The sequence below is a fragment of the Paenibacillus sp. FSL M8-0334 genome (assembly GCF_038000405.1).
Taxonomy (GTDB): Bacteria; Bacillota; Bacilli; order Paenibacillales; family Paenibacillaceae; genus Paenibacillus_AQ; species Paenibacillus_AQ campinasensis.
Genome location: NZ_JBBOCH010000002.1, coordinates 516,081 through 537,378, shown reverse-complemented (window position 1 = coordinate 537,378; position 21,298 = coordinate 516,081). Strand labels below are relative to the sequence as shown.

Annotated in this window: 19 protein-coding genes; 6 read left to right on the top strand and 13 right to left on the bottom strand. The window is 54.5% G+C overall.

Annotation, left to right across the window (positions count from 1 at the left end):
* Nucleotides 1–2 precede the first annotated feature (2 nt).
* Together sufC and MKX64_RS16620 are read right to left on the bottom strand one after the other, a co-directional pair.
* Nucleotides 3–785 carry a Fe-S cluster assembly ATPase SufC gene (gene sufC / locus MKX64_RS16625; protein ID WP_095267238.1) on the bottom strand — a complete coding sequence of 261 codons (783 nt, stop codon included), beginning with the start codon at nt 783–785 and terminating at the stop codon, nt 3–5.
* Nucleotides 786–1,066: 281 nt separating this feature from the next.
* A complete protein-coding gene (locus MKX64_RS16620) occupies nt 1,067–1,543 on the bottom strand; it encodes a Dps family protein (protein ID WP_095267237.1) in 477 nt (158 codons plus the stop codon).
* Nucleotides 1,544–1,837: 294 nt separating this feature from the next.
* Between MKX64_RS16620 and mtnK the strand changes: the two genes are divergently transcribed.
* Nucleotides 1,838–3,058 (top strand): S-methyl-5-thioribose kinase, encoded by a 1,221-nt coding sequence (mtnK, locus tag MKX64_RS16615; protein ID WP_341036680.1) that lies wholly within the window; start codon nt 1,838–1,840, stop codon nt 3,056–3,058.
* Nucleotides 3,055–4,134, top strand: coding sequence for an S-methyl-5-thioribose-1-phosphate isomerase (gene mtnA, locus MKX64_RS16610; RefSeq protein WP_095267235.1), 1,080 nt, complete (start codon nt 3,055–3,057; stop codon nt 4,132–4,134). The genes mtnK and mtnA overlap by 4 nt, the downstream gene beginning before the upstream one ends.
* Nucleotides 4,135–4,386: 252 nt before the next feature.
* Here the strand turns inward: mtnA and MKX64_RS16605 are convergent, their stop codons facing one another.
* The 10 genes from MKX64_RS16605 to MKX64_RS16560 all read right to left on the bottom strand — a co-directional run bounded on the left by MKX64_RS16605 (nt 4,387) and on the right by MKX64_RS16560 (nt 15,400).
* Nucleotides 4,387–6,015 (bottom strand): PucR family transcriptional regulator, encoded by a 1,629-nt coding sequence (locus tag MKX64_RS16605; RefSeq protein WP_341036679.1) that lies wholly within the window; start codon nt 6,013–6,015, stop codon nt 4,387–4,389.
* Between the two features lie 87 nt (nt 6,016–6,102).
* Complete coding sequence (locus MKX64_RS16600) at nt 6,103–6,819, bottom strand: cysteine hydrolase family protein (RefSeq protein WP_341036677.1); 717 nt, start codon at nt 6,817–6,819, stop codon at nt 6,103–6,105.
* Nucleotides 6,816–7,253 carry a cupin domain-containing protein gene (locus MKX64_RS16595; RefSeq protein WP_095267232.1) on the bottom strand — a complete coding sequence of 146 codons (438 nt, stop codon included), beginning with the start codon at nt 7,251–7,253 and terminating at the stop codon, nt 6,816–6,818. Before MKX64_RS16595 ends, MKX64_RS16600 begins: the two co-directional genes overlap by 4 nt.
* Before the next feature lie 20 nt (nt 7,254–7,273).
* Nucleotides 7,274–8,434, bottom strand: a complete 1,161-nt coding sequence (locus tag MKX64_RS16590; protein WP_230875657.1) for a BMP family ABC transporter substrate-binding protein — start codon at nt 8,432–8,434, stop codon at nt 7,274–7,276.
* A 69-nt stretch (nt 8,435–8,503) separates the two neighbouring features.
* Nucleotides 8,504–9,415 (bottom strand): ABC transporter permease, encoded by a 912-nt coding sequence (locus tag MKX64_RS16585; RefSeq protein ID WP_095267231.1) that lies wholly within the window; start codon nt 9,413–9,415, stop codon nt 8,504–8,506.
* Nucleotides 9,412–10,476, bottom strand: coding sequence for an ABC transporter permease (locus MKX64_RS16580; RefSeq protein ID WP_155617914.1), 1,065 nt, complete (start codon nt 10,474–10,476; stop codon nt 9,412–9,414). Before MKX64_RS16580 ends, MKX64_RS16585 begins: the two co-directional genes overlap by 4 nt.
* Complete coding sequence (locus tag MKX64_RS16575) at nt 10,473–12,008, bottom strand: ABC transporter ATP-binding protein (protein WP_095267229.1); 1,536 nt, start codon at nt 12,006–12,008, stop codon at nt 10,473–10,475. Before MKX64_RS16575 ends, MKX64_RS16580 begins: the two co-directional genes overlap by 4 nt.
* A 334-nt stretch (nt 12,009–12,342) precedes the next feature.
* Nucleotides 12,343–14,127, bottom strand: coding sequence for an allophanate hydrolase (gene atzF, locus MKX64_RS16570; RefSeq protein ID WP_095399091.1), 1,785 nt, complete (start codon nt 14,125–14,127; stop codon nt 12,343–12,345).
* 48 nt (nt 14,128–14,175) lie between these two features.
* On the bottom strand, nt 14,176–14,871 hold the full coding sequence (gene biuH, locus MKX64_RS16565) for a biuret amidohydrolase (protein ID WP_341036674.1): 696 nt from the start codon (nt 14,869–14,871) through the stop codon (nt 14,176–14,178).
* A 226-nt stretch (nt 14,872–15,097) separates the two neighbouring features.
* Nucleotides 15,098–15,400 carry a YunC family protein gene (locus MKX64_RS16560; RefSeq protein WP_341036672.1) on the bottom strand — a complete coding sequence of 101 codons (303 nt, stop codon included), beginning with the start codon at nt 15,398–15,400 and terminating at the stop codon, nt 15,098–15,100.
* Between the two features lie 189 nt (nt 15,401–15,589).
* Between MKX64_RS16560 and MKX64_RS16555 the strand changes: the two genes are divergently transcribed.
* Complete coding sequence (locus tag MKX64_RS16555) at nt 15,590–16,150, top strand: hypothetical protein (RefSeq protein WP_341036671.1); 561 nt, start codon at nt 15,590–15,592, stop codon at nt 16,148–16,150.
* 55 nt (nt 16,151–16,205) lie between these two features.
* On the opposite strand, the gene MKX64_RS16550 is transcribed toward MKX64_RS16555, so the two are convergent.
* Nucleotides 16,206–16,592 (bottom strand): DUF423 domain-containing protein, encoded by a 387-nt coding sequence (locus MKX64_RS16550; protein WP_341036669.1) that lies wholly within the window; start codon nt 16,590–16,592, stop codon nt 16,206–16,208.
* Between the two features lie 179 nt (nt 16,593–16,771).
* Here MKX64_RS16550 and MKX64_RS16545 point away from each other — a divergent pair, with 179 nt between their 5' ends.
* From MKX64_RS16545 to MKX64_RS16535, 3 genes are all read left to right on the top strand, one after another.
* Nucleotides 16,772–17,188 carry a hypothetical protein gene (locus tag MKX64_RS16545; RefSeq protein ID WP_095267223.1) on the top strand — a complete coding sequence of 139 codons (417 nt, stop codon included), beginning with the start codon at nt 16,772–16,774 and terminating at the stop codon, nt 17,186–17,188.
* Nucleotides 17,189–17,368: 180 nt separating this feature from the next.
* Nucleotides 17,369–18,529: a sporulation protein YhbH gene (gene yhbH, locus MKX64_RS16540; protein ID WP_095399094.1), complete on the top strand. Its 1,161-nt coding sequence runs from the start codon at nt 17,369–17,371 to the stop codon at nt 18,527–18,529.
* A gap of 314 nt (nt 18,530–18,843) precedes the next feature.
* Nucleotides 18,844–21,135, top strand: a complete 2,292-nt coding sequence (locus MKX64_RS16535) for an acyltransferase family protein (RefSeq protein WP_341036667.1) — start codon at nt 18,844–18,846, stop codon at nt 21,133–21,135.
* Nucleotides 21,136–21,298: the final 163 nt, after the last annotated feature.

Genomic DNA, 21,298 nt, shown 5'->3' with positions numbered 1-21,298 from the left:
ATTTACGCTTCTTGTCCTACAGTTTCGTCTGTAATGCCCAGCTCTTCCTTGATCCAGTCGTATCCGTCCGCTTCCAGACGCTCAGCCAGCTCAGGACCGCCGGACTTCACGATGCGTCCTTGCATCATGACGTGCACATAATCTGGTGTAATATAGTTAAGCAACCGCTGATAGTGGGTAATAATCAGAAAACCGCGTTCTTCGGATTTCATCGCATTCACACCGTTAGCTACGATTCTCAGTGCGTCGATATCCAGACCGGAGTCGATTTCGTCCAGTACGACAATTTTCGGATCCAGCATCAGCATTTGCAGAATTTCGTTCCGCTTCTTCTCACCGCCGGAGAAGCCTTCATTAAGGTAACGGTGAGCGAACTCCGGGTTCATCTCCAGTTCCTTCATCTTGGTCTCCATCTGGCGGATAAACTTAATGAGGGAAATTTCGTTGCCTTCGCCGCGGCGTGCGTTGATTGCACTGCGCAGGAAGTCGGAATTTGTCACACCGGCGATCTCGCTCGGATATTGCATTGCCAGGAACAGGCCAGCGCGAGCGCGCTCATCCACTTCCATGTCGAGTACGTCTTCGCCATTCAGCGTTACACTGCCGTCAGTTACTTCATATTTTGGATGTCCCATAAGCGCGGATGCCAGCGTACTTTTACCAGTACCGTTCGGTCCCATAACCGCATGAACTTCTCCGCCTTTAATCTCCAGGTCGATTCCTTTCAAAATCTCTTTCCCTTCGATTGTTGCTTTCAATCCTTCAATGACAAACTTTGTTGACATGTTCGATTCCCTCCGTCGAATAGTTAGTATAGTGTGTCCTCAATTATGATAACAGGATTGGACGCCCTGATTTCATCCATATAGAACAATTACTTGTTTGTAATAATTATTCTAAACTGATTCTCACTGATTCTCAAGCCATTTTATAATAAAAAGTGACGTATTTCAACCGGACAAGCCGCTAACAGGGCAGGCGGCGGACTTTGCGAAATAAGAGAAACAGACCTGACCGTCCCCGGCCAGGCCTGTGATCAGGCAGCAGGATTGCTCTCCCTTGGAGCTTACCCCAAGAATGAACGAAGCATCCACATATGCTTTTCAAAGTCTGCTTTAAATCCTGTTAACATATCTGCAGTCGGAGCATCTCCGGCTTCTTCCGCCATATCGATGCCTTCCTGCAGCTCTTCCGCCACCGTAGCAAAGTCCTCGATCAGCGTTTGCACCATTTTGCGGGCATCCTCTTTGCCGGACGCTTCCTGAACGGTCGCAAGGTCCAGATAGTCCTTCATCGTGGAAGCCGGTTTGGCTTTCAGGGCCAGCATGCGCTCAGCAACCTCGTCCATTTTCAGCGTGACCTCATTATACAATTCCTCAAATTTCTCATGCAAAGCATAGAACTGCTCACCGGTTACGTACCAGTGGTAATGATGGAGCTTCACATACAGCACGTTCAAGTTAGCCACCTGCTGATTCAGCAGCTGTTCAATTCCCGAGCTTTTGGTTTTGCCTGCCGATTTGTTCGAAGAAGCTTTCGCCATGGTTTATCCCTTCCTTTTTATAAAGTGGTACATCCCTACTCGCAGAATGAAGGTTCAGCGGGCCAGGGATTGCTCACGATATTCTTCCCGGCGCCCGAAGTCTATTTCCTGATCGTTCCTTACATGCCGAGAGTCTAATTATAGCATACCCGTTCGCCAATGTTTCGAATCAAAGCGCATCCATTCGCCAATATCCAAAAAAATATACAAAAACCGCGAAAAAACGTTATACTACTAATACCAAGCACATAAGTTGGCTTTAATTTCTTCTATCATATTTGGGGGTGACAGTTTATGTCTGCATATCATCCGCTCACCGCGGAAGAAGCTATACAGCTGGCCAAAAGTTTACCGGGCCGTTTCCCGGATCAAGCCGAACTTGAATGCCGGGAAATCGGCGATGGAAATTTGAATCTGGTGTTTCATGTCACCGCCAAGCATTCGGATCACAGCCTCATTATCAAACAGGCGGTTCCTTATGCCAAAGTCGTCGGTGAATCCTGGCCGCTATCGCTTGACCGGGCTCGCATCGAACGCGAGGCGCTCGAAATGGAGCATTCACTCTGCCCGGCTCTCGTTCCCGAAGTGTACGGTTATTCGGACGAGATGGCATACACGATCATGGAGGATCTGAGCGAATATACGATTATGCGCAAAGGTCTGATTGAAGGAAACAGCTATCCGAAGTTTGCGAAGCATATCGGCGAATTCCTTGCCAGAACCTTGTTCTATACTTCCGATCTCGGCATGAACCAGCAGAAGAAGAAGGAGCTTGCCGGACGCTTCATAAATCCGGATCTGTGCAAGATTACAGAGGATCTGATCTTCGAGGATCCTTACCGGGATTCTCCGAACAACAGCTACCCGGACAGCATCGCAGATGAAGCCGAGGCGCTGCGCAGCGATACCGAATTGCATTTTGAAGTGACGCTGCTGCGGCACAAGTTCCTCACGCAAGGACAAGCCCTTCTCCATGGGGATCTCCATACCGGAAGCATCTTCGTAAGGGCAGAGTCCACCAAGGTGATCGATCCGGAGTTTGCCTTCTTCGGCCCGATGGGCTTCGATATCGGGGCAGTTATCGGCAATCTGCTATTGAACTACGCCGCCACACCGGGCTGGGCTGCCGATCCGAAAGCGCAGCAGCTCCGGGAGCAGCGGCTTGTGCAGATGTCGCAGGATGTATGGAACCATTATGAGCGGAACTTCCGGCAGCTATGGAATGCAGACCTGCTGGATGAAATGTCCCGCACGCCGGGGTATCAGGATCATTACGTCCTGCAGGTGCTGCAGGATGCCGCAGGCTATGCAGGCTGCAAAATGATCCGCCGTATCGTCGGTTTGTCCCACGTTATCGATATTGATACCATTGCAGACGCTACCGCCAGGGAAGCGGCACAGCGCAAGGCGCTGGCCATCGGTAAAAATCTCGTTCGTCATCATCGCAGCATCAAGTCCATCGATGATGTGATTGAACTCGTTAAACAAGCATCAGGAAATGAGGTTTCGATATGAGCTATACATCTGCAGGCCAGACCCACACCTATGAACCTTTAAGCTCCGTCTCCTGGGGCGGCGACCATCTGATTCTGCTGGATCAGCGCCTGCTGCCTGAGGACATCGTTTATCTCAAGCTGTACACCCCCGAGGAAGTATGGGAAGGCATCCATTCCATGAAGGTCAGGGGAGCTCCTGCAATCGGGATAGCCGCTGCCTTCGGCGTCGTGCTCGGAGGCCTTCAATATGCCGGAGACCAGCCTGGCGAATGGCTGCAGCAGGTGCGGACCACATGCGATTACCTTGCTACATCGCGACCGACAGCCGTTAATCTGTTCTGGGCTCTGGACCGCATAAAGCTGACTGCCGAGAAGCTGGCCGAGACCCTATCGGACCGCACCGCCTTGAATGCTGCACTTCTGGCAGAGGCTGAAGCGATTCGCGCGGAAGACGAAGACGTCTGCCGCCGCATCGGAGAGAACGCTCTGCCGCTGTTCAAGGATGGCATGGGCATCCTTACGCACTGCAATGCGGGCGGTCTGGCTACGGCCAAGTACGGCACCGCGCTTGCACCGATGTACCTTGCCCACGAGCAGGGCATGAACATCAAGGTGTTCGCCGATGAGACAAGACCCGTGCTCCAGGGCGCCCGCCTGACGGCATTCGAGCTTCAGCAGGCCGGCATTGACGTCACCCTGCTCGCCGACAATATGGCAGCCATGGTCATGTCCAAGGGCTGGGTGCAGGCTGTCATCGTCGGCACGGATCGCGTAGCGGCCAACGGCGATGTCGCGAACAAGATCGGCACCTACGGCCTGGCCGTGCTGGCCAAGGCTCACGGCATCCCGTTCTATGTGGCCTGCCCGCTGTCTACCATCGATCTGAACACCAAGACCGGTGCGGAGATTCCGATCGAAGAACGCCCGGCTGAAGAGATTACCGAAGGTTTTGGCAAGCGGACTGCACCTCATGGCGTCAAGGTCTACAACCCGGCCTTTGATGTAACGCCTAATGAATATGTAACGGCAATCATTACCGAAAAAGGCATGGTGCAGGCTCCATACAGCGAGAATCTCAAGAAGCTGTTCGAGTAGCGCCATTGCTGACCATTTCAGCGGCCAGCCGCTGCCGCGCACCGGCTGGCTGCCAAGGATTGAAGCGTCATCTTGAACGCAGAATGATACCGTTTAAATAAAGAAGCCCTCCTTTGCTTAATCGCGGGTTATCCCGGCCATTAATAAAGGAGTGGCTTTTTTTTGCGTATGCAGAACATAAAGCATTTCTTGACACAAGCCCCCGCAGCATTCTGCCACGTTGTATGGTTAGCTGCTGCGATGGCTGTTTCATTAATTCAGCTCCTGGATCTCTTCCAGCTTCAGCGCCAGCTGAAGCATCAGCTTCGTCTCCGGATCATCCAGCCTCAGTCCAAGCTCGCTGCGGATCCGTTCGAGTCGGTAGTTGACCGTGTTGTAATGCACGAACATCCGCTCCGCCGTTTCCTTCGCATTGCAGTTGCACTGGAAGTATGTCCGCAGCGTAGACAGCAGCGCTCCGCTCTGCCGCGTGTCCAGCTCCAGCAGCGGCTGCAGATACATCCGCTTGTATACCTCAAGCTCATCGCTTCCCTGAAGCCGGTAGAGCAGCAGGTAGAGGCCCAGATCGCCGAAGCGGACCACCGTATCGCTTAGGCGGCAGACGCTGCGAACTTCGGCTGCGCGTCTGGCATCCTTGTAACTGTTAGGCACAGCCCCGGTACCAACAGCTTCCCGGCCCAGGCACAGCGCCTCAGCTTCTCCGGGCAGCGCTGCCTGCAGCATATCCCATGCTTGGCGGATGAGCCGCTCCGGCACCCCGGCTTCGCCTTGCTCGTGACGAAAGGTAAGGAGAACGACAAGCGCCCCTTCCAGCACCGTCCATTTCACCGCATTTTTGTACAGAGCACTCTCATCATTTAGCCGTTTGGCGATGGCTTGCAGCTTCTTGACATCCGCTTTGACGCTTCGCATCGCCGCGACACCAATCACATAGGCAGCCCCGCGCTCCAGCGGCCATCCACAGGCCTCTGCGCGCAGCCGCAGATCAACAGAGGAGACCACCCTTCCGCTGATCCAGTCCTGAAGAAACTGGTCGAAATATTTGGCTTCAATCGTCTTTCTTGCCTGCATATTGCTGATCTCGAAGCCAAGCAGACGCCCGGCCCAGGTTACAGTGAGCGCATCCACCGGCCCATAGTTGCTGCCATCCTCGATGATAAGCAGCAGGAAGGATCTTGGGCCATCATCGGATACCGCAGTCACATGAACGCGGAGCTGGCGCTCTCCCATGCGCAGAAACTGCGTCTCTGCCATCGGCTCTCCCCTCAAACCGCTCCATGCCTCGTCATTAATCTGAACACACCAGTCCTCGGCGGCAGGGGAAGCCGTCCAGCGGTTCTCGGGGTCCAGCAGGGCGACCGGATGCTTGATCATGAGCTGTAGATGATTCAGAAATGCAGGAAGCCCATCCCCGTGCAGCAGCACGTGGGACAGGCGTTGAACGCGGCCCTGAAGAATCGATAAATCTCTCGATTCCGCAACAAGCACGCGCTCCATCACTTCACGAACAACATCGGAAAAGGTCGTAGCCGGGGGGAGTTCAATGAGCGGAATACCGTACTGATCAGCTGCCCGAATCGCCGCCTCGGGTACGGCATCCAGAAACCGCTTCGTCTTAATGCCAAGCGCAACCACACCCTTCTGCTTCAGCTGGGCAATCAGCGTAACCAGGGCGTTCGGATCCTCCTTGAACGGATATCCGGTCGTCATCAGGAATTCACCCGGTCTGACCCAATCGACCACGTCCGGCACTTCCATCACGTTGACACGGCTGATCGGCACGTCCAGCCCGGCATCTCCGCCAAGCAGCGCTGCATCTTCAAAATGCGGCACACCGAATAAATCCCTGACCGTAAATGCATCACGCATACCGTATTCCATATCATCCTCTCCCCTTCCAAGCTTCGCTAAGTTGTCATCTTAATGCGTGCGGCATCCACCTTTTCTAATCCATGCTCCCTGCCTCGTTCAACTGATCGCGGACATGAACGCAGCGCTGGCTGCCGTCCAGCCGAATATGCCGCCTTGCTGCCTGACCATATGAAGAGCTGCCTCATGATCGGCCGGATCAAAAGCCGCCGTCGCATCCTCCAGCACCAGACACCGGTATCCCCGGTCATTGGCTTCCCGCAGCGTTGTATGCACACAGACATGGGTTGTCACGCCGCACAGCACCAGATACTCGATCCGCCTTGCCTCCAGGAGATCCTGCAAATTCGTGGCATAGAAGGCGCCCTTCCCCGGCTTGTCTATCACGGGCTCACCTTCGGCCGGATACAGCTCCGGAATAATGTCATGCCCATGCTCACCCCGGACAAGAATACGTCCCATCGGACCGGGGTCACCGATGCCCGCGCCTTGCTTTCGGCTTCGCTCAAGCTTGGCGGGCGGACAATCGGATAGGTCCGGAAGATGCCCCTCGCGGGTATGCATGACCGTCAGCCCCGCTGCCCGGGCTGCCGCAAGCACAGCCTGGACCGCCGGGATGATGCGCCGGGCCGGTGTGACGTCATTGCCAAGGCGTTCGCCGAAACCACCGGGTGCGCAAAAATCATTTTGCATATCAATGATGATGACTGCCGTACGCGCCGGGTCGAATGGAAAAGCATACGGCAGAGCGGTTTCGATCACCTTTTCCGTTATCAAGCCTGTCACTTCCGTCCCCACCCCTCCGGTGCGCTTCATCGTCTCAAAACCTCGGCAAGATCCGCCGGAACCAGCGTCGTGCCGAAGAACCGATTCGGGGGCACTTCCGCTTCTGCCGGAACGAAGATGCTGATTTGCTCGGAAGGCTCGTCGCCGTCATTGGCCACAGAATGGACAACCCCTGCCGGCACATGGAACGTATCTCCGGCCCGGTAACATTGCCACTCCCCATTGCAGAGCAAGCGCACCTTCCCGGCTGTGATATGAATAATCTCGGCAACATCATGATAGTGAGGGAGAACGGCGCCCCCGACGCCGATCTTCTCCCATAGCACCGAATTCATTCGTATACCGAGCTCATCTGCTTCCTTGGCAGACACAATCTCGCGATGATACAACGCTACGTGATCCGGCATGAGCGCCCAAGGCATCTCTTCCGCTGTTCGCACTTCTGTCTTCCTGCTCTTCTCCATAGAAATCACGTCCTTGTCGCTTATTTCGGAATGCTGCCGATGACGCCTTCAACCAAATAATCCGTCGCTTCCAATTCCTCTGCATCCGGCTCCGCTCCCTCTTCGATCTTCACGTTTCCTTCCTGATCCTTCACCGGTCCGGCGAACGGATGCAGCGTCCCGTCAATGATTGCCTGCTTCTGCTCCAGCACGTAGGTCCGAACGTCCTCCGGCACGCTCGCTCCGAAATCTGTCAGCTGCACAACATCATCCTTCAGCATCCCGCGATATTTGCCATCATAGATACTGCCCTTGAAGCTGCCGTCAATCGCGGTCCGGGTCATATCCACAAACAGGTCCGACCAGTTCCAGACAGATCCCGTCAGCCATCCTTCCGGCGCCAGTGCCGAGGCGTCCGTATGGTAGCCGACCGACATCACCCCGCGGCGCTCGGCCGTTTCGATCACGGTCTTCGTGCAGTCCTGATGCTGGCCAAGCACGTCAGCGCCTGCATCGATCAACGAGTTGGCCGCATTCGCCTGCTGACCCGGGTCGCACCAGCTGCCGGTAAATACGACAGAGGTCGTTGCATCCGGATTGACCGACTGCGCTCCAAGCTGGAATGCATTCACATTCAGCAGTACCTGCGGAATCGGCACGGAGACGATGAAACCAAGCTTCCCGGTTTTGGACATTTGCGCTGCCGTTACACCTGCCAAATAATTCGGTTCCCATATCGTGCCGAAGTAAGTGCCGAGATTATCGGCCGTCTTCAGCCCGCCCTGGTGAAAGAACGCAACGTCCGGGTGGCGCTTGGCCACGTTCAGACTTGGCTCCAGATGACCGTACGAGGTCGGGAAAATGATCTTTGCCCCGTTCTTGATCATCTGCTCCATCACCCGCTCGGCTTCAGCCGTTTCCGGCACGTTCTCCGAGCGGAGCACCTTCATGTCAGGGAAGGCCTGCTCCACAGCTTCGCTGCCGATATACGCCGCCTGATTGTAGCCATGATCATCCTTCGTTCCTACAAAAATAAATCCGATCGCGGAACCTCCGGTTCCCGGAGCAGCCGCTTCGCCACCCTCTGCAGCCCCGCTTGGGCTCGGCGCAGCTCCCGGCTGGCTGCATGCGCTCACCAGCATGGACAAGGCCAGGACACCTAACATCAAGGTTGTACGGAAAGCTTTTCGTGTATGGTTCATTGTTCTGTTTCCCCCTTAAAATATCGAAATGGATAAGTAGCTTCCTGCGCCAATAACTAGCGGATAGCGCTAGCGAGCGCCGTCCCCGGCAAAAACCTTGCCCAGTGATTCCGGCATCAAGCTTCGCTGCTTGCGCTCCACAATCAGCAGTGCTGCCAATGTGAGCAGGTAAGGCACCATGAACAGGAAGAACGGCGAGATCGGCAGGCCTTGCTGCTGCACCGTCAGCTGAAGCGCCTGGGCCGCCCCGAACAGATACGCGCCGAGCATCGCTCTGGCCGGCATCCATGAAGCGAAGATCACCAGCGCCACCGCTACGACGCCGCGTCCCTGTGTCATATTCTCCACCCAGCTATGGGTAAAGGCGACGGACAGCTGGACACCTCCCACGCCTGCCAGAAAACCTCCGGCCAGCACCGCCAGGTAACGAACCAGCTTCGGATTAATCCCGCTGGCAAACAACACCTCCTGACGCTCTCCGGTCGCTCTCAGCACGATGCCAAGCCGCGTCCGGAATAGCACGTACCACAGACATGGGACGAACAGGATCGCCAGATAGGTCAGCGGATCATGATTGAACAATATGCCGCCGATGAACGGAATGTCCGACAGAAACGGAATGGGGACGGGATTGAAGCCCACGATCTGCTCGCTGACGAAACCCCGGCCCAGAAACGAGGTCACCCCCATGCCGAAGAACATAATCGTCAAGCCTGTTGCCAGCTGGTTCGCTCCGCAAGCGAGAACCAGGAAGGCATGAATCGCGGATATGAGCATGCCCGCAATGCCGCCCGCCAGCACGCCAAGCCAAGGATTGCCGGTCCAGACCGTGACGGCGAATCCGCCGAGCGCGCCGCACAGCATCGAGCCCTCGGTCCCCAGGTTGATCACACCCGCCCGCTCGGATATCAGCTCCCCCTGCGAGGCCAGCATAACCGATGTTCCCGAGCGGATCGCCCCTGTTAAAATATCTGCAATCATCGTGAAGACCTCCTTCCGCTGCCGAGTATGAAGAACAGTACGAGCCCCATCAAAATATGGACAGACGATGCGGGCAAGCCGGAAGCAATCTCCAGTGTGTTGCCCGCCACGCTGATCATCCCGAGAATAAATCCGGTCAGAACGATCCGAAGCGGATGGTTCCAGGCCATCATCGCCGCCAAAAATCCAAGATAACCATAGTTGACGCCAGTGGAAGCCCGCAGCCGGCCTTCGATGCCGGCGATTTCGATCATCCCGGCAATGCCGGCAAGCATCCCGCCTGCGACGAGCACCCAGAAGTAGGTGCGGTTAATGCGGAAGCCCGCTCGTTCGGCTGCAAACCGGTTGCTGCCGATAACGCGAATGCGAAATCCAAGTCTTGTTCGCGCAAGCACATACCAGGTGACCGCCGCTAGCACCAGCGCAAGGAGGATGCCGACATGGAGCCTCGTGCCGTTGACGACCGGCAGCCGCAGCGATGATGCGATCTCCGGCGAGAAGGGCCAGTTGAACGAGTTCGGATCCTTGAGCAGCCCATGCACGAAAAAGCCAACGGTAAACGCCGCAACATAATTGAGAAGCAGGCTCGTAATCGTCTCATTCAGCCCGCCCTTCACTTTGAGCAGGGCCGTAACGGCGGCCCATAAGCCCCCGCCAAGCGCGCCTGCAAGCAGCATCAGCGGAATGCCGAGCGCGGCCGGCATCGCATCAAGGTAGAATACGGCAAACCAGGTTGAGAACAGCGCGCCGATGGCCAGCTGACCTTCACCGCCCACATTCACCAATCCCGCCTTAGCCGGAAGCGCAGCCGCCAGGCCCGTCAGAATAAATGGCGTCGCCTTCAGCAGCACCTCGCCAAAACCATACAGGTCACCGAACGTGGATTGAATCATCGAAATATAGAGTGTGACAGGGTTGACGTTGTGAAATAACAGGAAGAGTCCAAACACAACGAATGGTGCCAGCATCAGCGCTGTCTTCAGGGCGGCCGGCTTCCAACGGTTTCCGCGGGTCATCCCATTCGCCGGGGACAGAGCCGCGGCTCCAGCTTGTTGTTTCATGCGGATTCTCCTTTCAGCATGCGTTCTCCGATCCTCGATACGTCGGTCTCATGCGTATCGTACGGGCCCAGCAGCTTCTTGCCGCTAAGTACCACCAAGCGGTCCGACAGCTTGAACAGCTCATCCAGATCTTCGGAGAACAGCAGCACCGCCGTCCCCTGCTTAGCCAGCTCAATTAGCTGCTGCTGGATCGTACGAGTTGTACCGATGTCCAGCCCGCGGCTGGGGTAGCTAATAATCAAAATGTCCGGCTTGCGGATCAACGCCCGGGAAAGCACCATTCGCTGCACATTGCCTCCAGACAGCTGATCCGCCCTTCTGCTCCCGTCGGCAAGTGCAAGCGCCCTGGCTTCCTCGCTGTCTTCCAGCAGTTTTTGCGCGCGGGCCCAGTCGATATTGGCCCCTTTGACAGGCGCCTCAATGCCATCGAGTATCATATGCTCCAGAATAGAGAAGCCAGGGATGACGGATTCCTTGATAGGATCCTCGGATACGAAGGTCACTCCGGCTTCCATGAATTCCTTCGTTGACGCATCGTTCATCACAGCCGAAGCGATGGTCAGCTCACCGGTGCCCAGCTTCCTGAGTCCAAACAGCACTTCTGCCAGTTCCCGCTGGCCGTTGCCTGAAATCCCTGCTACACCGGTAATCTCGCTCTTCCGAAGCGTCAGGTGAACGCCCTCCAGCACCGGCTCCCCATGATCTCCTCGAATTGTGCCGTCCTTAAGCTGTAATATAGGCTCGCGTTCTTCCCCGTGCATCCCTTGCTTCGTCACCGGGTTTAACGTTTTCTCCCCCATCATGGCGGAGATCAGTTTATCGCCGTCCCCGCTGTCCACCTGATCAGACTGGTATACCATCCGGCCGGCCCGCAGAACAGACACCTGATCGGCGCAGGCCAGCACCTCGTTGATCTTGTGGGTGATGAGCAGGATGCCGTAACGGTCCTTGCGGAGTTTATCCAGCATATCCAGAAACTTCTCCACTTCCTGAGGCACAAGCACGCTGGTCGGTTCGTCAAAAATGATGACCCTCGTTCCCGGCGCCAGCAGCACTTTCACAATTTCCAGACGCTGTCGCTGCCCGAGGTCCAGCTGCCAGACATAGGCGTCAGGGTCCACCGCCAGTCCGTATTTGCGCGATACTTCAAGAATCCGGGCCCGGAGCTGCTTTCGCCGCAATGCAAAACCTGATTCTACCGCGAGCGCAATCGACTCCAGTACGGTCATAGCCGGAATCAGGCGAAAATCCTGAAACACCATACCGATCCCTTTCGCTCTCGCCCGGCTTGGCGGATATAGTACGGCCGGCTCCCCATCCATCAGAACGGTTCCTTCGTCCGGTTCGTATACGCCATACAACATTTTCATGAGCGTGCTCTTGCCCGCGCCGTTCTCACCAAGGATGGCATGAATTTGACCAGGCCGGACTTCCAGATCAATTCCCTCGTTGGCTGTCAGAGAACCGAAACGTTTCGTAAGACCGGCGGCTCGGAGCAAATAGGCAGGTTTCACGGGATGATCAGTTTTCATTCGAACCGCCTCCTTTTATATGTCATATTAACTAACACTTATAATCACTTATCTTCACTTCCTCAAGTATAATACAGCTTTCTATCAATTTCTTTAGCAAATATTTATATAAATCCGACTACTATTTTGTTTTTTGTACACATAAGTACCTCGTATGTTACATATTATGTTATATATTACGAATAAAAAGGCTCCTCTCACTTGAGCATGAGAAGAGCCTATTCAGTCGTTCAACTCGATCCCTCTGTCTCCGGAGGTCCAACACAGCCCTTATAAATAATCCACAGCTTAAAGGACTTACAGCCAGCTACCGGCCAGTTTTCGCCCACCTCCGTCAGACGGCGCTTCCCGCTTCAGGCCGTACCGCCGCACGCCATCCCCCTAAAGACGTGATGTCCTCCGCCCCCTCGGATGAAGCCGCAAACGCTTCGCAAATAAACCCGGTCACTTCCGTTCCGTCCTCAAGCTCGACTCTGCCAATGCCGAGTGGTGAAGGGACGGTGGCTACCAGCTCGCCAAGGGATTTAACGGGCATCTCCCAAATTTCCAGGTCGATGCACGCCCCTCCAGCCTCCTTCCTGATCAGCCCCGGACGAGGCGGTTCCATTGCCAGCTTCACCAGCTGATATGCGGGCGATGTTCTGGCTTCCCGCAGAAAGGATGCCCCCAGCCGTTCCATCTGAGCCGCCAGCGGATATCCCCTCATATGAAGTCCGCAGACCGCCACCTGGACGGAGGCCGCGTCTTCTCCCGCAGCAGGGCGGGAACGATTCATCGCTTCCAGGAACGCTTCCGCCGCTGCCACTTCCGCGCCATCGTGCTCCGCCATCGCAAAGAACGTAATCCCAAACGGCAGCCCTTGCTCCGCATCTTCTCCCGGCACTGCGACCGCACTCATATCCAGCAAGTTGCAGTGGTTCGTGTATTGTCCGAGATCCTGATTGCGCCTGATCGGCTGCTCGTGAATATCAGCCCTGCTCCAGGTTCCTCCAGTCGTCGGCAGCACCAGAACACCATCGCCAAGCAGTCGGCGGGCCGCCAGCTTCAGCGACTGCAGCCGATGCATTGCCCGGAACACCGATGCGCCATCATATCCGGCGTCCGCCCCTGAACGAAGCACTGTTTCCGTTTCCGGCATCAGACTGCCTGGATTAGCCTCGACGAATCCCCCGAGTCCTGCCCGACGTTCTTCCACGAACGGTCCGCCATAGAGCAGGGCAGCGGCTTGCTCGAACACGTCTGTATCCACATAACGGATGTTTACATATATGTTCTGCAACCGGCGAACCGTCTTCTCCCAGGCGGATCGGTAAGCTTCCGCATACGGACCGAAGAAGGACAGCTCTCCCTTCGGCAAACATACCTGTTTCGGCATCCGGGCAACTGCCGGCCCAATCTCTCTTGACCACGGATCGTCTGCGTCGTATCCTCGGACAACGCCGTCCACAACCCGTGCATCCGCCAGCTGCCACGTAAACACACTGACACAGTCCAGGCTTGCACATGCCGGTACGACCCCAGAGGTTGACCAGGCTCCAAGCGGCGGCTTATATCCGACCAGCCTGTTGAGCGCAGCAGGAACCCGGCCTGACCCTGCCGTATCTGTGCCTAGGGCGAAGGCAGCCTGTCCCCTCGCAACGGCAACCGACGAGCCTGAGCTTGAGCCTCCGCTGATCAGCTCGGGGCGCAGCGCATTATGCGTCTCCCCATATGGGCTTCGCGTCCCGACCAATCCTGTCGCAAATTGATCCAGATTCGTCTTGCCAACAGGAATCGCTCCGGCTTCGATCAATTTGGCGACAACGGCGGCATGCTGCTGAGGGATAAACTGATAATCCGGACATCCCGCCGTAGTCGGAATGCCGGCGACATCAATATTATCCTTCACGGCAAACGGCACGCCCCATAGCGGCGATGTTCTCGGATCTAACGTATCCAGGCGTTCCAGATAAGGCCGTATCCGCTCCATCCGGGGTGGCGTGATCCATATGTTCATCTCCCGATCGGCTTCCGCCCGTTCGATCATGACCCGAATCACCTCCTCCGGCGTTACAAGCTGGCGACTATAGACTTCTCTGAGCCACTCAATCGTCATCATTTCAGGTACTACACAGCTCATCTTGCCCCTCCTTTCGCTAACAGCTGAAGCAAATATATATACCGGTATCTATGCATGGGCAGCCGCCAATGCCTTGAGCGCAGCGATCACGCGGCTAGAATCCGAGACACTGCCAAAAACGCCGCCCTGCATCGTCACCATCTTGAGTGCAGCCAGATGATTGTCATAATCGGTCGCCCCGGTGCAGTCCTCCAGGATCAGACATTCATAGCCGCGGTCGTTAGCCTCCCGCATCGTCGTGTGAACACAGACATCGGTCGTGATGCCCGTGAGAATGAGGTTCCGGATTCCGCGATTGCGCAAAATCAGATCCAGATCGGTTGCGTAGAAGCTTCCCTTTCCCGGTTTATCAATGATGATTTCTCCAGGAAGCGGAGCCAGTTCGTCAATGATGTTCCAGCCGGCCTCGCCGCGCACAAGGATTTTGCCAGCAGGCCCCTCAGACCCGATCTCGGCTCCGATCTGCCGGCTGCGCCACCGCTTGTTGTCCGGCAAATCCGACAGATCCGGCTTATGCCCTTCACGCGTATGAATAATCGTGAAGCCTTCCAATGCCCGAGCCGTTTCCAGAAGACGCTGGATAGGCTCAATAGCTCGCCGGGTAAGCGAAAGATCATACCCCATTCGGTCCACATAACCGCCCGGCCCGCAGAAATCGGTCTGCATATCGATAATAATCAACGCCGTGTTATCACAACGTAAATCCCCGTCGTAGGGGAAGGAATATGGGTTTGCTTCAATCATCAGTTACCCCTCACTTTTCATGTTATATTCGCGTTATATCCAACTTATTGTTTGTAACATTATATAACATCAAGGATAACGAGTCATTGTAGACTGCCTACAAAAAAATCCGGAACCTCTTGTGTTCGGATGATAAAGCAGGAGTTTACGTAAATGCGAAACACAAAAAAGCCGCCCGTAAGGGCAGCCCGAAACCTGCAACCAATCAACCTGTATGTCGGCCATCTCACAGCATACGAAGCAGCGCTTCCTTTCCGGTAAGCCCGGGATGAATCCCCATCTTCTCGGCCTCCAGCGTTACCGATTCCAATGGGGCTTCCATCAGCTGTTCCAATGTCCTTACACCAACGGCTCTCCCTGCTATAATATGCCTGTCGGCAAGCTTTTCATTAAGAAGACCAACATCAAGGGCTCCGCACATGATATATCCAAGGGATGTGTAGACGGCCAGCAAGGTCGTTTTGGGCAGCTTCACCTCCACACCCATCACCGTATGCCCTTCCACCTCCATTGGCAGCAGAGTAACCATGTCCTTGTACCTCCCCTCATACGCCTTTAGATATATGTATTCCTAGATTATTCGTTTGGTTCCGAAGTCCGAAATTAGGTACCAGTATAATAGTCTCTGTCACAGAGACATTAGGACTATGAAAATTTTTGAAATATGGTATATTGTAGACACTAGGAATAATGTGAAAGCTGGTGAAGGTTAAAAGCTATGAGAAAGAACACAGACACCGACGACAGGGGCCATTTATTTAACGTTGATATATTGGTCAAAAGTCCCTCCAACGCACTGGCTTTGCAATATTTGCTGGAACTGCTTAACAGCAAGAAAGAGGTCGTCGATTTTCAAATCAAATCCGGCATAAAGCTTGGAAAATTGATCGACGTGATGGTTCAAACGACTAAAGAATCCCCAGAACCACTCCCTCTAGACCTCGAATCTGGTGATGTAGACTCCCAGGAGGTTGCGGTGACCACGGCATTATCAGAGAAATCAGAGACAACGGAGTCAGCTGAGATCACAGACACCACCAGTAAGAACGTAGAGAACATCACCGCTGGCAACGATCCGTTTGAATGGATCAAACAGTACAGCAGAGATAATCGGCTCGTTCGCTTGACCACCAATCAAAGAGGGAAGCAAATCAGCTTGCCTTGCCGCATTCTTAATTTTGACGAGGTCAACGCTTTGGTGAATGTGTATCATGTTGATGAAAAGCAAGTATACACGTTCAAAGTCAATGAGATAGACGAATTTAGTGTGAGCTCATAGGTCCGCAACTTAAAAATGGCTTCTCCCAGCTGCTGGGAGAAGCCATTTTTAATGTTCATCGCGATTGTCGCCGACCTGACAGGGCCGAGACCATTAGCGCAATCCACCCCGCAATAAAAGCGGTGCCACCGATTGGCGTAATCGCCCCCAGCCACTTGATGCCGCTTATGCTGAGCACATACAAACTGCCGGAAAAAATAATCGTCCCGACAATAAACAGCGTGCCGGCCCAGAACAATCCTCTTGAATTCCCGGAAACCCCGGCCAACAGTCCTGTAATCAAAATGGCAATTCCATGAATCATATGATAATGAACGCCCGTTTCATAAACGGCCAACGCATCCGCACCAATGCGATCCTCAAGCATATGCGCACCGAACGCCCCAATCGCTACCGACAGCGCCATCAGAGCCGCGCCCCAGGCAATAAACATACGCTGCATTTCATTCAACTCCTTTACAACATATCACAGCATCCTTAGCCATCCTCATATGTACAGCCTTTAGTTTAACGGATTACCCCTTTCTTTGCCACCTTTCTGAATACCGCCCAGACTTGATTTCAAGGCCATTTTGTGAAACATTATTAGGGAGCTACTACATTAGAAGGAGCGAATATATTATGGAACCAACATCTTCCTCACCCGAGCAGCACGATGTCCCGGGCAACGACAACCATTCCTTTGCCCCGCCTGAAGACCGGAAGCATTCAAGACTTGGCATTGCTTCCTTCATTCTGTCTGTGATCACGTTGGTCGGATACATACTTCTCGGCGCGATGGGCAACACCATGATCGAACCGTTCATAACGCCAGACGGCACCGTACTTGAACCTACCCAGGAAACACTCGAAGCCATGACAACCCTTGCCGCCATCTTCATGATCATTATCTTCATCAATCTGGTCGGGTTGATTCTCGGTCTGGCCGGTGCCTTCACCAAGCAGCGCAAGCGCGTGTTCGGTGTTGTCGGCTCCATCATCAACGGTGTCATTATGCTTACGATCGGCTCTCTGTTTTTTATGGTTTTAACCGGTTAAGCCCCTTATTGCTCCTATCGACCGGCTCTCTTTCCTGCACTTTATCGGAAGAGAGTCTTTTTTTTCGCCATTTCACACTCACATATCGCTCTTTCTCCCGAATATAATGAGATACTACAGCGCATTAACTCAGATGAATCCTGCACAAGGTCAAGACTACACTTGGGAGGTGACTGCCGCTTGCAGAACAAGGACGCCTTTTCGTTTATCGTATCCCGGGAAGACTGGTCTCTCCATCGCAAAGGGTACCAGGATCAGGTCCGTCATCAGCATAAAATCCGTGAGGTCATCAAAAGCAACCTGCCCGATCTTATTACGGAAGAGAATATTATTCTGTCCGATGGCAAACAGATCATCAAAGTGCCGATCCGCAGTCTTGACGAGTATCGCTTCATCTATAATTATCAAAAGCAAAAGCATGTCGGTCAGGGTGACGGTGACAGCCAGGTCGGCGATGTGCTTGGCCGCGACCCTGCCTCGGCCCAGCCCGGAAAGGGAGAATCTGCCGGGGACCAGGCCGGATACGACATCGTGGAAACCGAAGTCAGCATTGATGAGCTGGAGAACATGCTGTTTGAGGAGCTCGAGCTTCCGCTGCTGCAGCCCAAGGATAAGGAGCAGATTGAAACCGAGTCCATCGTCTTCAACGACATTCGCAAAAAAGGCATTATGTCCAACATCGACAAAAAGCGGACCATTCTCGAAAATTTGCGGCGCAATGCGCGAGACGGCAATCCCGGCATCCACGGAATCAGCCCGGACGATCTCCGGTATAAGACATGGGATGATACCGTCATTCCCGAGTCGAATGCCGTCATTATCGCGATGATGGACACCTCGGGGTCTATGGGATCTTTTGAGAAATACTGCGCGCGCAGCTTCTTCTTCTGGATGACCCGCTTCCTCCGCAAACAATATGAAAAAGTCGACATCGTTTTCATCGCGCACCATACGGAAGCCAAAGAAGTGACCGAGGAGGAGTTCTTCACCCGGGGCGAAAGCGGTGGAACGATATGCTCTTCTGCCTACCAGAAAGCGCTGGACATCATTAACCGCAGGTATCCTCCGGCCAAATACAACATCTATCCGTTTCATTTCTCCGACGGCGACAACCTGACCTCGGATAATGAGCGCTGCGTCAAGCTGATCGGCGAGCTGCTTAAAGTGAGCAACATGTTCGGATACGGAGAAGTTAATCAGTACAACCGCAACAGCACGCTGATGTCCGCCTACAAAAATATAAAGCTGGACCAATTCATGCATTACGTCATCAAAGATAAATCCGAGGTGTACGAGGCGCTGAAGGCCTTCTTCCGCAAACGCGAAGGGGCTGCCCTGTAACCTGCGTCCTTGTTAAATAACTCCTGCTACCGATAATCCGGAATACATCCGTGACTGCGAAGTCTGCCTCTATAAGCTCATCCCCTAAAGGAGGGAACCCGAAAGGTTCGCCTCCTTTTTTCTTGTCATTGTCCAGTGAAATTTCTGTCTTTTTATTGACATCATAATGTATCCACGAATTCATGTTTTTGTCACCTTCTGGCATTTCAGCCATGATAAGATGATGAAGTGATATCGATTCTCAGGGATATGGCTCTCGCTTGACAACACATCGGAAGAATGTGATATCCCCAGCTTAGAAAGGGAAGGTTAACATGCTTCATAGGGCACCTACATACGACCAGCACAAGAACAAGTCACCCGTAAAAGAAAACATACATCCGCCAGACCGTCCTTTGACCCGATACATGCCCGGACTCGACGGTCTTCGTGCGCTTGCCCTGCTCGCAGTGATGGCCTATCACTGGCAGTTTGGCTTCGCCTCCGGCGGCTTCCTCGGAGTGAGCCTCTTCTTTGTACTCTCCGGCTATTTGATTACCGATATACTGGCTGCCCAGTGGCATCACAGCCGTACATTGAATCTTAAAGATTTCTGGATGCGCAGAATAAGAAGGCTGATGCCTGCCATGCTGTTCACGTTGTTCATGACTGTGGTATGGGTGACGCTGTTCGATCCCGCCAGATTACCGGAGCTTCGAAACGATGTGCTCGGAGCTGTGACATACATAAGCAATTGGCAATTCATTTGGGAACAAAAATCCTATTTCGAATCATTCGGGCCTCCATCCCCGCTCGGTCACTTCTGGTCACTGGCGGTGGAGGAGCAATTCTATCTGCTATGGCCGATTCTGATGGTCATCGGTCTGCGATTCTTTCCCCGAAGGGGGCAGCTGTTCACCTTCATTATGACCGGGGCGGCGCTGTCGGCATTTGCCATGGCTGCATTATACGTACCCGGAACGGATCCAAGCCGGGTCTACTTCGGAACGGATACCCGTGCATTCGGCCTGCTGATCGGCGCAGCACTTGCCTTGGTCTGGCCAAGTTCAAAGCTCTCATCCGTCTCATCGACCAGAAGGACCAGACACAGCCTCAACCTCGTGGGCGGGCTTGCGCTGTTCATCGTCCTGTTCATGCTGTGGAAGACGGATCGCTATGATCCGCTCGTCTATCAAGGCGGCATGCTCGGCTTCTCTGTCGCCGCTGCGGTGCTGGTAGCCGCGCTCGCACATCCTGCATCGATGTGGAGCAGGCTGCTAAGCTGGAAGCCGCTGCGATGGATCGGCGTTCGTTCCTACGGCATTTATCTGTGGCATTATCCGGTCATGATTCTGACTTCGCCTCCAGCGGGGCCTGGGCAGCTGTCCGCCGCGGAGATCAGCCTGCAGATTATCGCCAGCATCGTGCTAGCAGCCTTAACTTATACCTATGTAGAGGAGCCGATTCGTAGAGGCCGTCTGCAGTCGCTGTGGAACAACGTCCGGCAGCGTAAGCCGCGCTCGATCTTTCTGACATTGCGAGGATCGATGGCTTCATTAGGTTTGATAGGACTGCTCGCTATTTTTTGCTTCGGCATTATGACCAGCGCCCACACTGTAAAAACGGGCGGCGATATGGCCGCTTGGCTTGAAATGACGAATCCGGAAGGAAGCCAGCCGGCGGGTGCCGTGAATGGAAGCGACACCACGAAGGGCCATATCAATAACACCCATCCGCAGCAAGCGCAGGGCGAATCTGATGATCGAAACGCTGACGGTAAGCTTGATATCAGCGGCGAGAAGCCTGAGTCTCCTCCTTCGTCTATCGATGAAAGAAGCGACGAGACGTCAGCAACCGGCAATCCCGATAAGGACTCTGAGGAGGGTGCGGGCAGCGGGGATCCTGCGCCAGGAAAGGCTCGCCCAACTGATTCCGATGAGACCGGGCAGCAAAGCGAGCCCGGCTCGCCAGGCGACACCAACTCGCAGGATCTGCCTCCGTCTGGCGGAGAGAAATCCCCCTCGTCTACCCAGCCGAGTGATGCACCATCTTCGGATCCCTCCGGCAGCGGCGACGCAGGCGACAGCCCTTCCGGCGAAGGTAAATCCAGACCGCAGCAAGGAGAGCCGCCCCGAGCGGGCCATGAAACCGGCAGTCCCGCTGCAGCCATCTCGGCTATTGGCGACTCTGTCATGCTTGGCGTCACGCCTTATCTCGAGCAATCGCTCCCCGGCATCAACATCGATGCCGAGATCGGCCGTCAGCTTCGGCAGGCAGAGAGCCTGCTTCCCCAGCTCGCACAATGGGGGCGCATCGACGGTGGTGTCGTGATTATCGCCCTTGGGACGAATGGAGCCTTTTCACCCCAGGAGCTGGATTCCCTGCTCGCTTCCCTGTCTACTGCGAAGCAGATTATCCTGGTGAACATTCGCGTTCCGCGCGACTGGGAACAGCAGGTGAACCGCATGCTGGCCCAAGCCGCTGCGGATTACCCTAACGTGTCTCTCGCCGATTGGCACTCCGCCAGCAAGGGGCATCCGGAATATTTTTATGAGGACGGTGTTCACCTTCGGCCTGAAGGCGCGAAAGCCTATACAGCTCTGCTAATCCAAACGATCAAGCCATAATGAGGCACAGCAGCAATTCCCGTGCTTGATGCATGTTTATTGGCTTTTCCTAACCCCTTAGCCTCATTATCCCTTTGGTTCAGGGAACTATCAGGAAATTCCCTGATTCAACGGGATGATCGCGCCAAGCCTCCGGTCCCGTTACCACGTCCCCCGTTTCAGC

What these genes read in the sequence shown, in the direction of transcription:
- mtnA (WP_095267235.1), top strand. Translation starts at nt 3,055, where the DNA reads ATGAGCTATACATCTGCAGGCCAGACCCACACCTATGAACCTTTAAGC.
- atzF (WP_095399091.1), bottom strand. Translation starts at nt 14,127, where the DNA reads ATGAGCTGTGTAGTACCTGAAATGATGACGATTGAGTGGCTCAGAGAA.
- sufC (WP_095267238.1), bottom strand. Translation starts at nt 785, where the DNA reads ATGTCAACAAAGTTTGTCATTGAAGGATTGAAAGCAACAATCGAAGGG.
- MKX64_RS16620 (WP_095267237.1), bottom strand. Translation starts at nt 1,543, where the DNA reads ATGGCGAAAGCTTCTTCGAACAAATCGGCAGGCAAAACCAAAAGCTCG.
- MKX64_RS16555 (WP_341036671.1), top strand. Translation starts at nt 15,590, where the DNA reads ATGAGAAAGAACACAGACACCGACGACAGGGGCCATTTATTTAACGTT.
- MKX64_RS16595 (WP_095267232.1), bottom strand. Translation starts at nt 7,253, where the DNA reads ATGGAGAAGAGCAGGAAGACAGAAGTGCGAACAGCGGAAGAGATGCCT.
- MKX64_RS16535 (WP_341036667.1), top strand. Translation starts at nt 18,844, where the DNA reads ATGCTTCATAGGGCACCTACATACGACCAGCACAAGAACAAGTCACCC.
- MKX64_RS16575 (WP_095267229.1), bottom strand. Translation starts at nt 12,008, where the DNA reads ATGAAAACTGATCATCCCGTGAAACCTGCCTATTTGCTCCGAGCCGCC.
- mtnK (WP_341036680.1), top strand. Translation starts at nt 1,838, where the DNA reads ATGTCTGCATATCATCCGCTCACCGCGGAAGAAGCTATACAGCTGGCC.
- MKX64_RS16550 (WP_341036669.1), bottom strand. Translation starts at nt 16,592, where the DNA reads ATGCAGCGTATGTTTATTGCCTGGGGCGCGGCTCTGATGGCGCTGTCG.
- MKX64_RS16580 (WP_155617914.1), bottom strand. Translation starts at nt 10,476, where the DNA reads ATGAAACAACAAGCTGGAGCCGCGGCTCTGTCCCCGGCGAATGGGATG.
- MKX64_RS16605 (WP_341036679.1), bottom strand. Translation starts at nt 6,015, where the DNA reads ATGGAATACGGTATGCGTGATGCATTTACGGTCAGGGATTTATTCGGT.
- biuH (WP_341036674.1), bottom strand. Translation starts at nt 14,871, where the DNA reads ATGATTGAAGCAAACCCATATTCCTTCCCCTACGACGGGGATTTACGT.
- MKX64_RS16590 (WP_230875657.1), bottom strand. Translation starts at nt 8,434, where the DNA reads ATGAACCATACACGAAAAGCTTTCCGTACAACCTTGATGTTAGGTGTC.
- MKX64_RS16545 (WP_095267223.1), top strand. Translation starts at nt 16,772, where the DNA reads ATGGAACCAACATCTTCCTCACCCGAGCAGCACGATGTCCCGGGCAAC.
- MKX64_RS16600 (WP_341036677.1), bottom strand. Translation starts at nt 6,819, where the DNA reads ATGAAGCGCACCGGAGGGGTGGGGACGGAAGTGACAGGCTTGATAACG.
- MKX64_RS16560 (WP_341036672.1), bottom strand. Translation starts at nt 15,400, where the DNA reads ATGGTTACTCTGCTGCCAATGGAGGTGGAAGGGCATACGGTGATGGGT.
- MKX64_RS16585 (WP_095267231.1), bottom strand. Translation starts at nt 9,415, where the DNA reads ATGATTGCAGATATTTTAACAGGGGCGATCCGCTCGGGAACATCGGTT.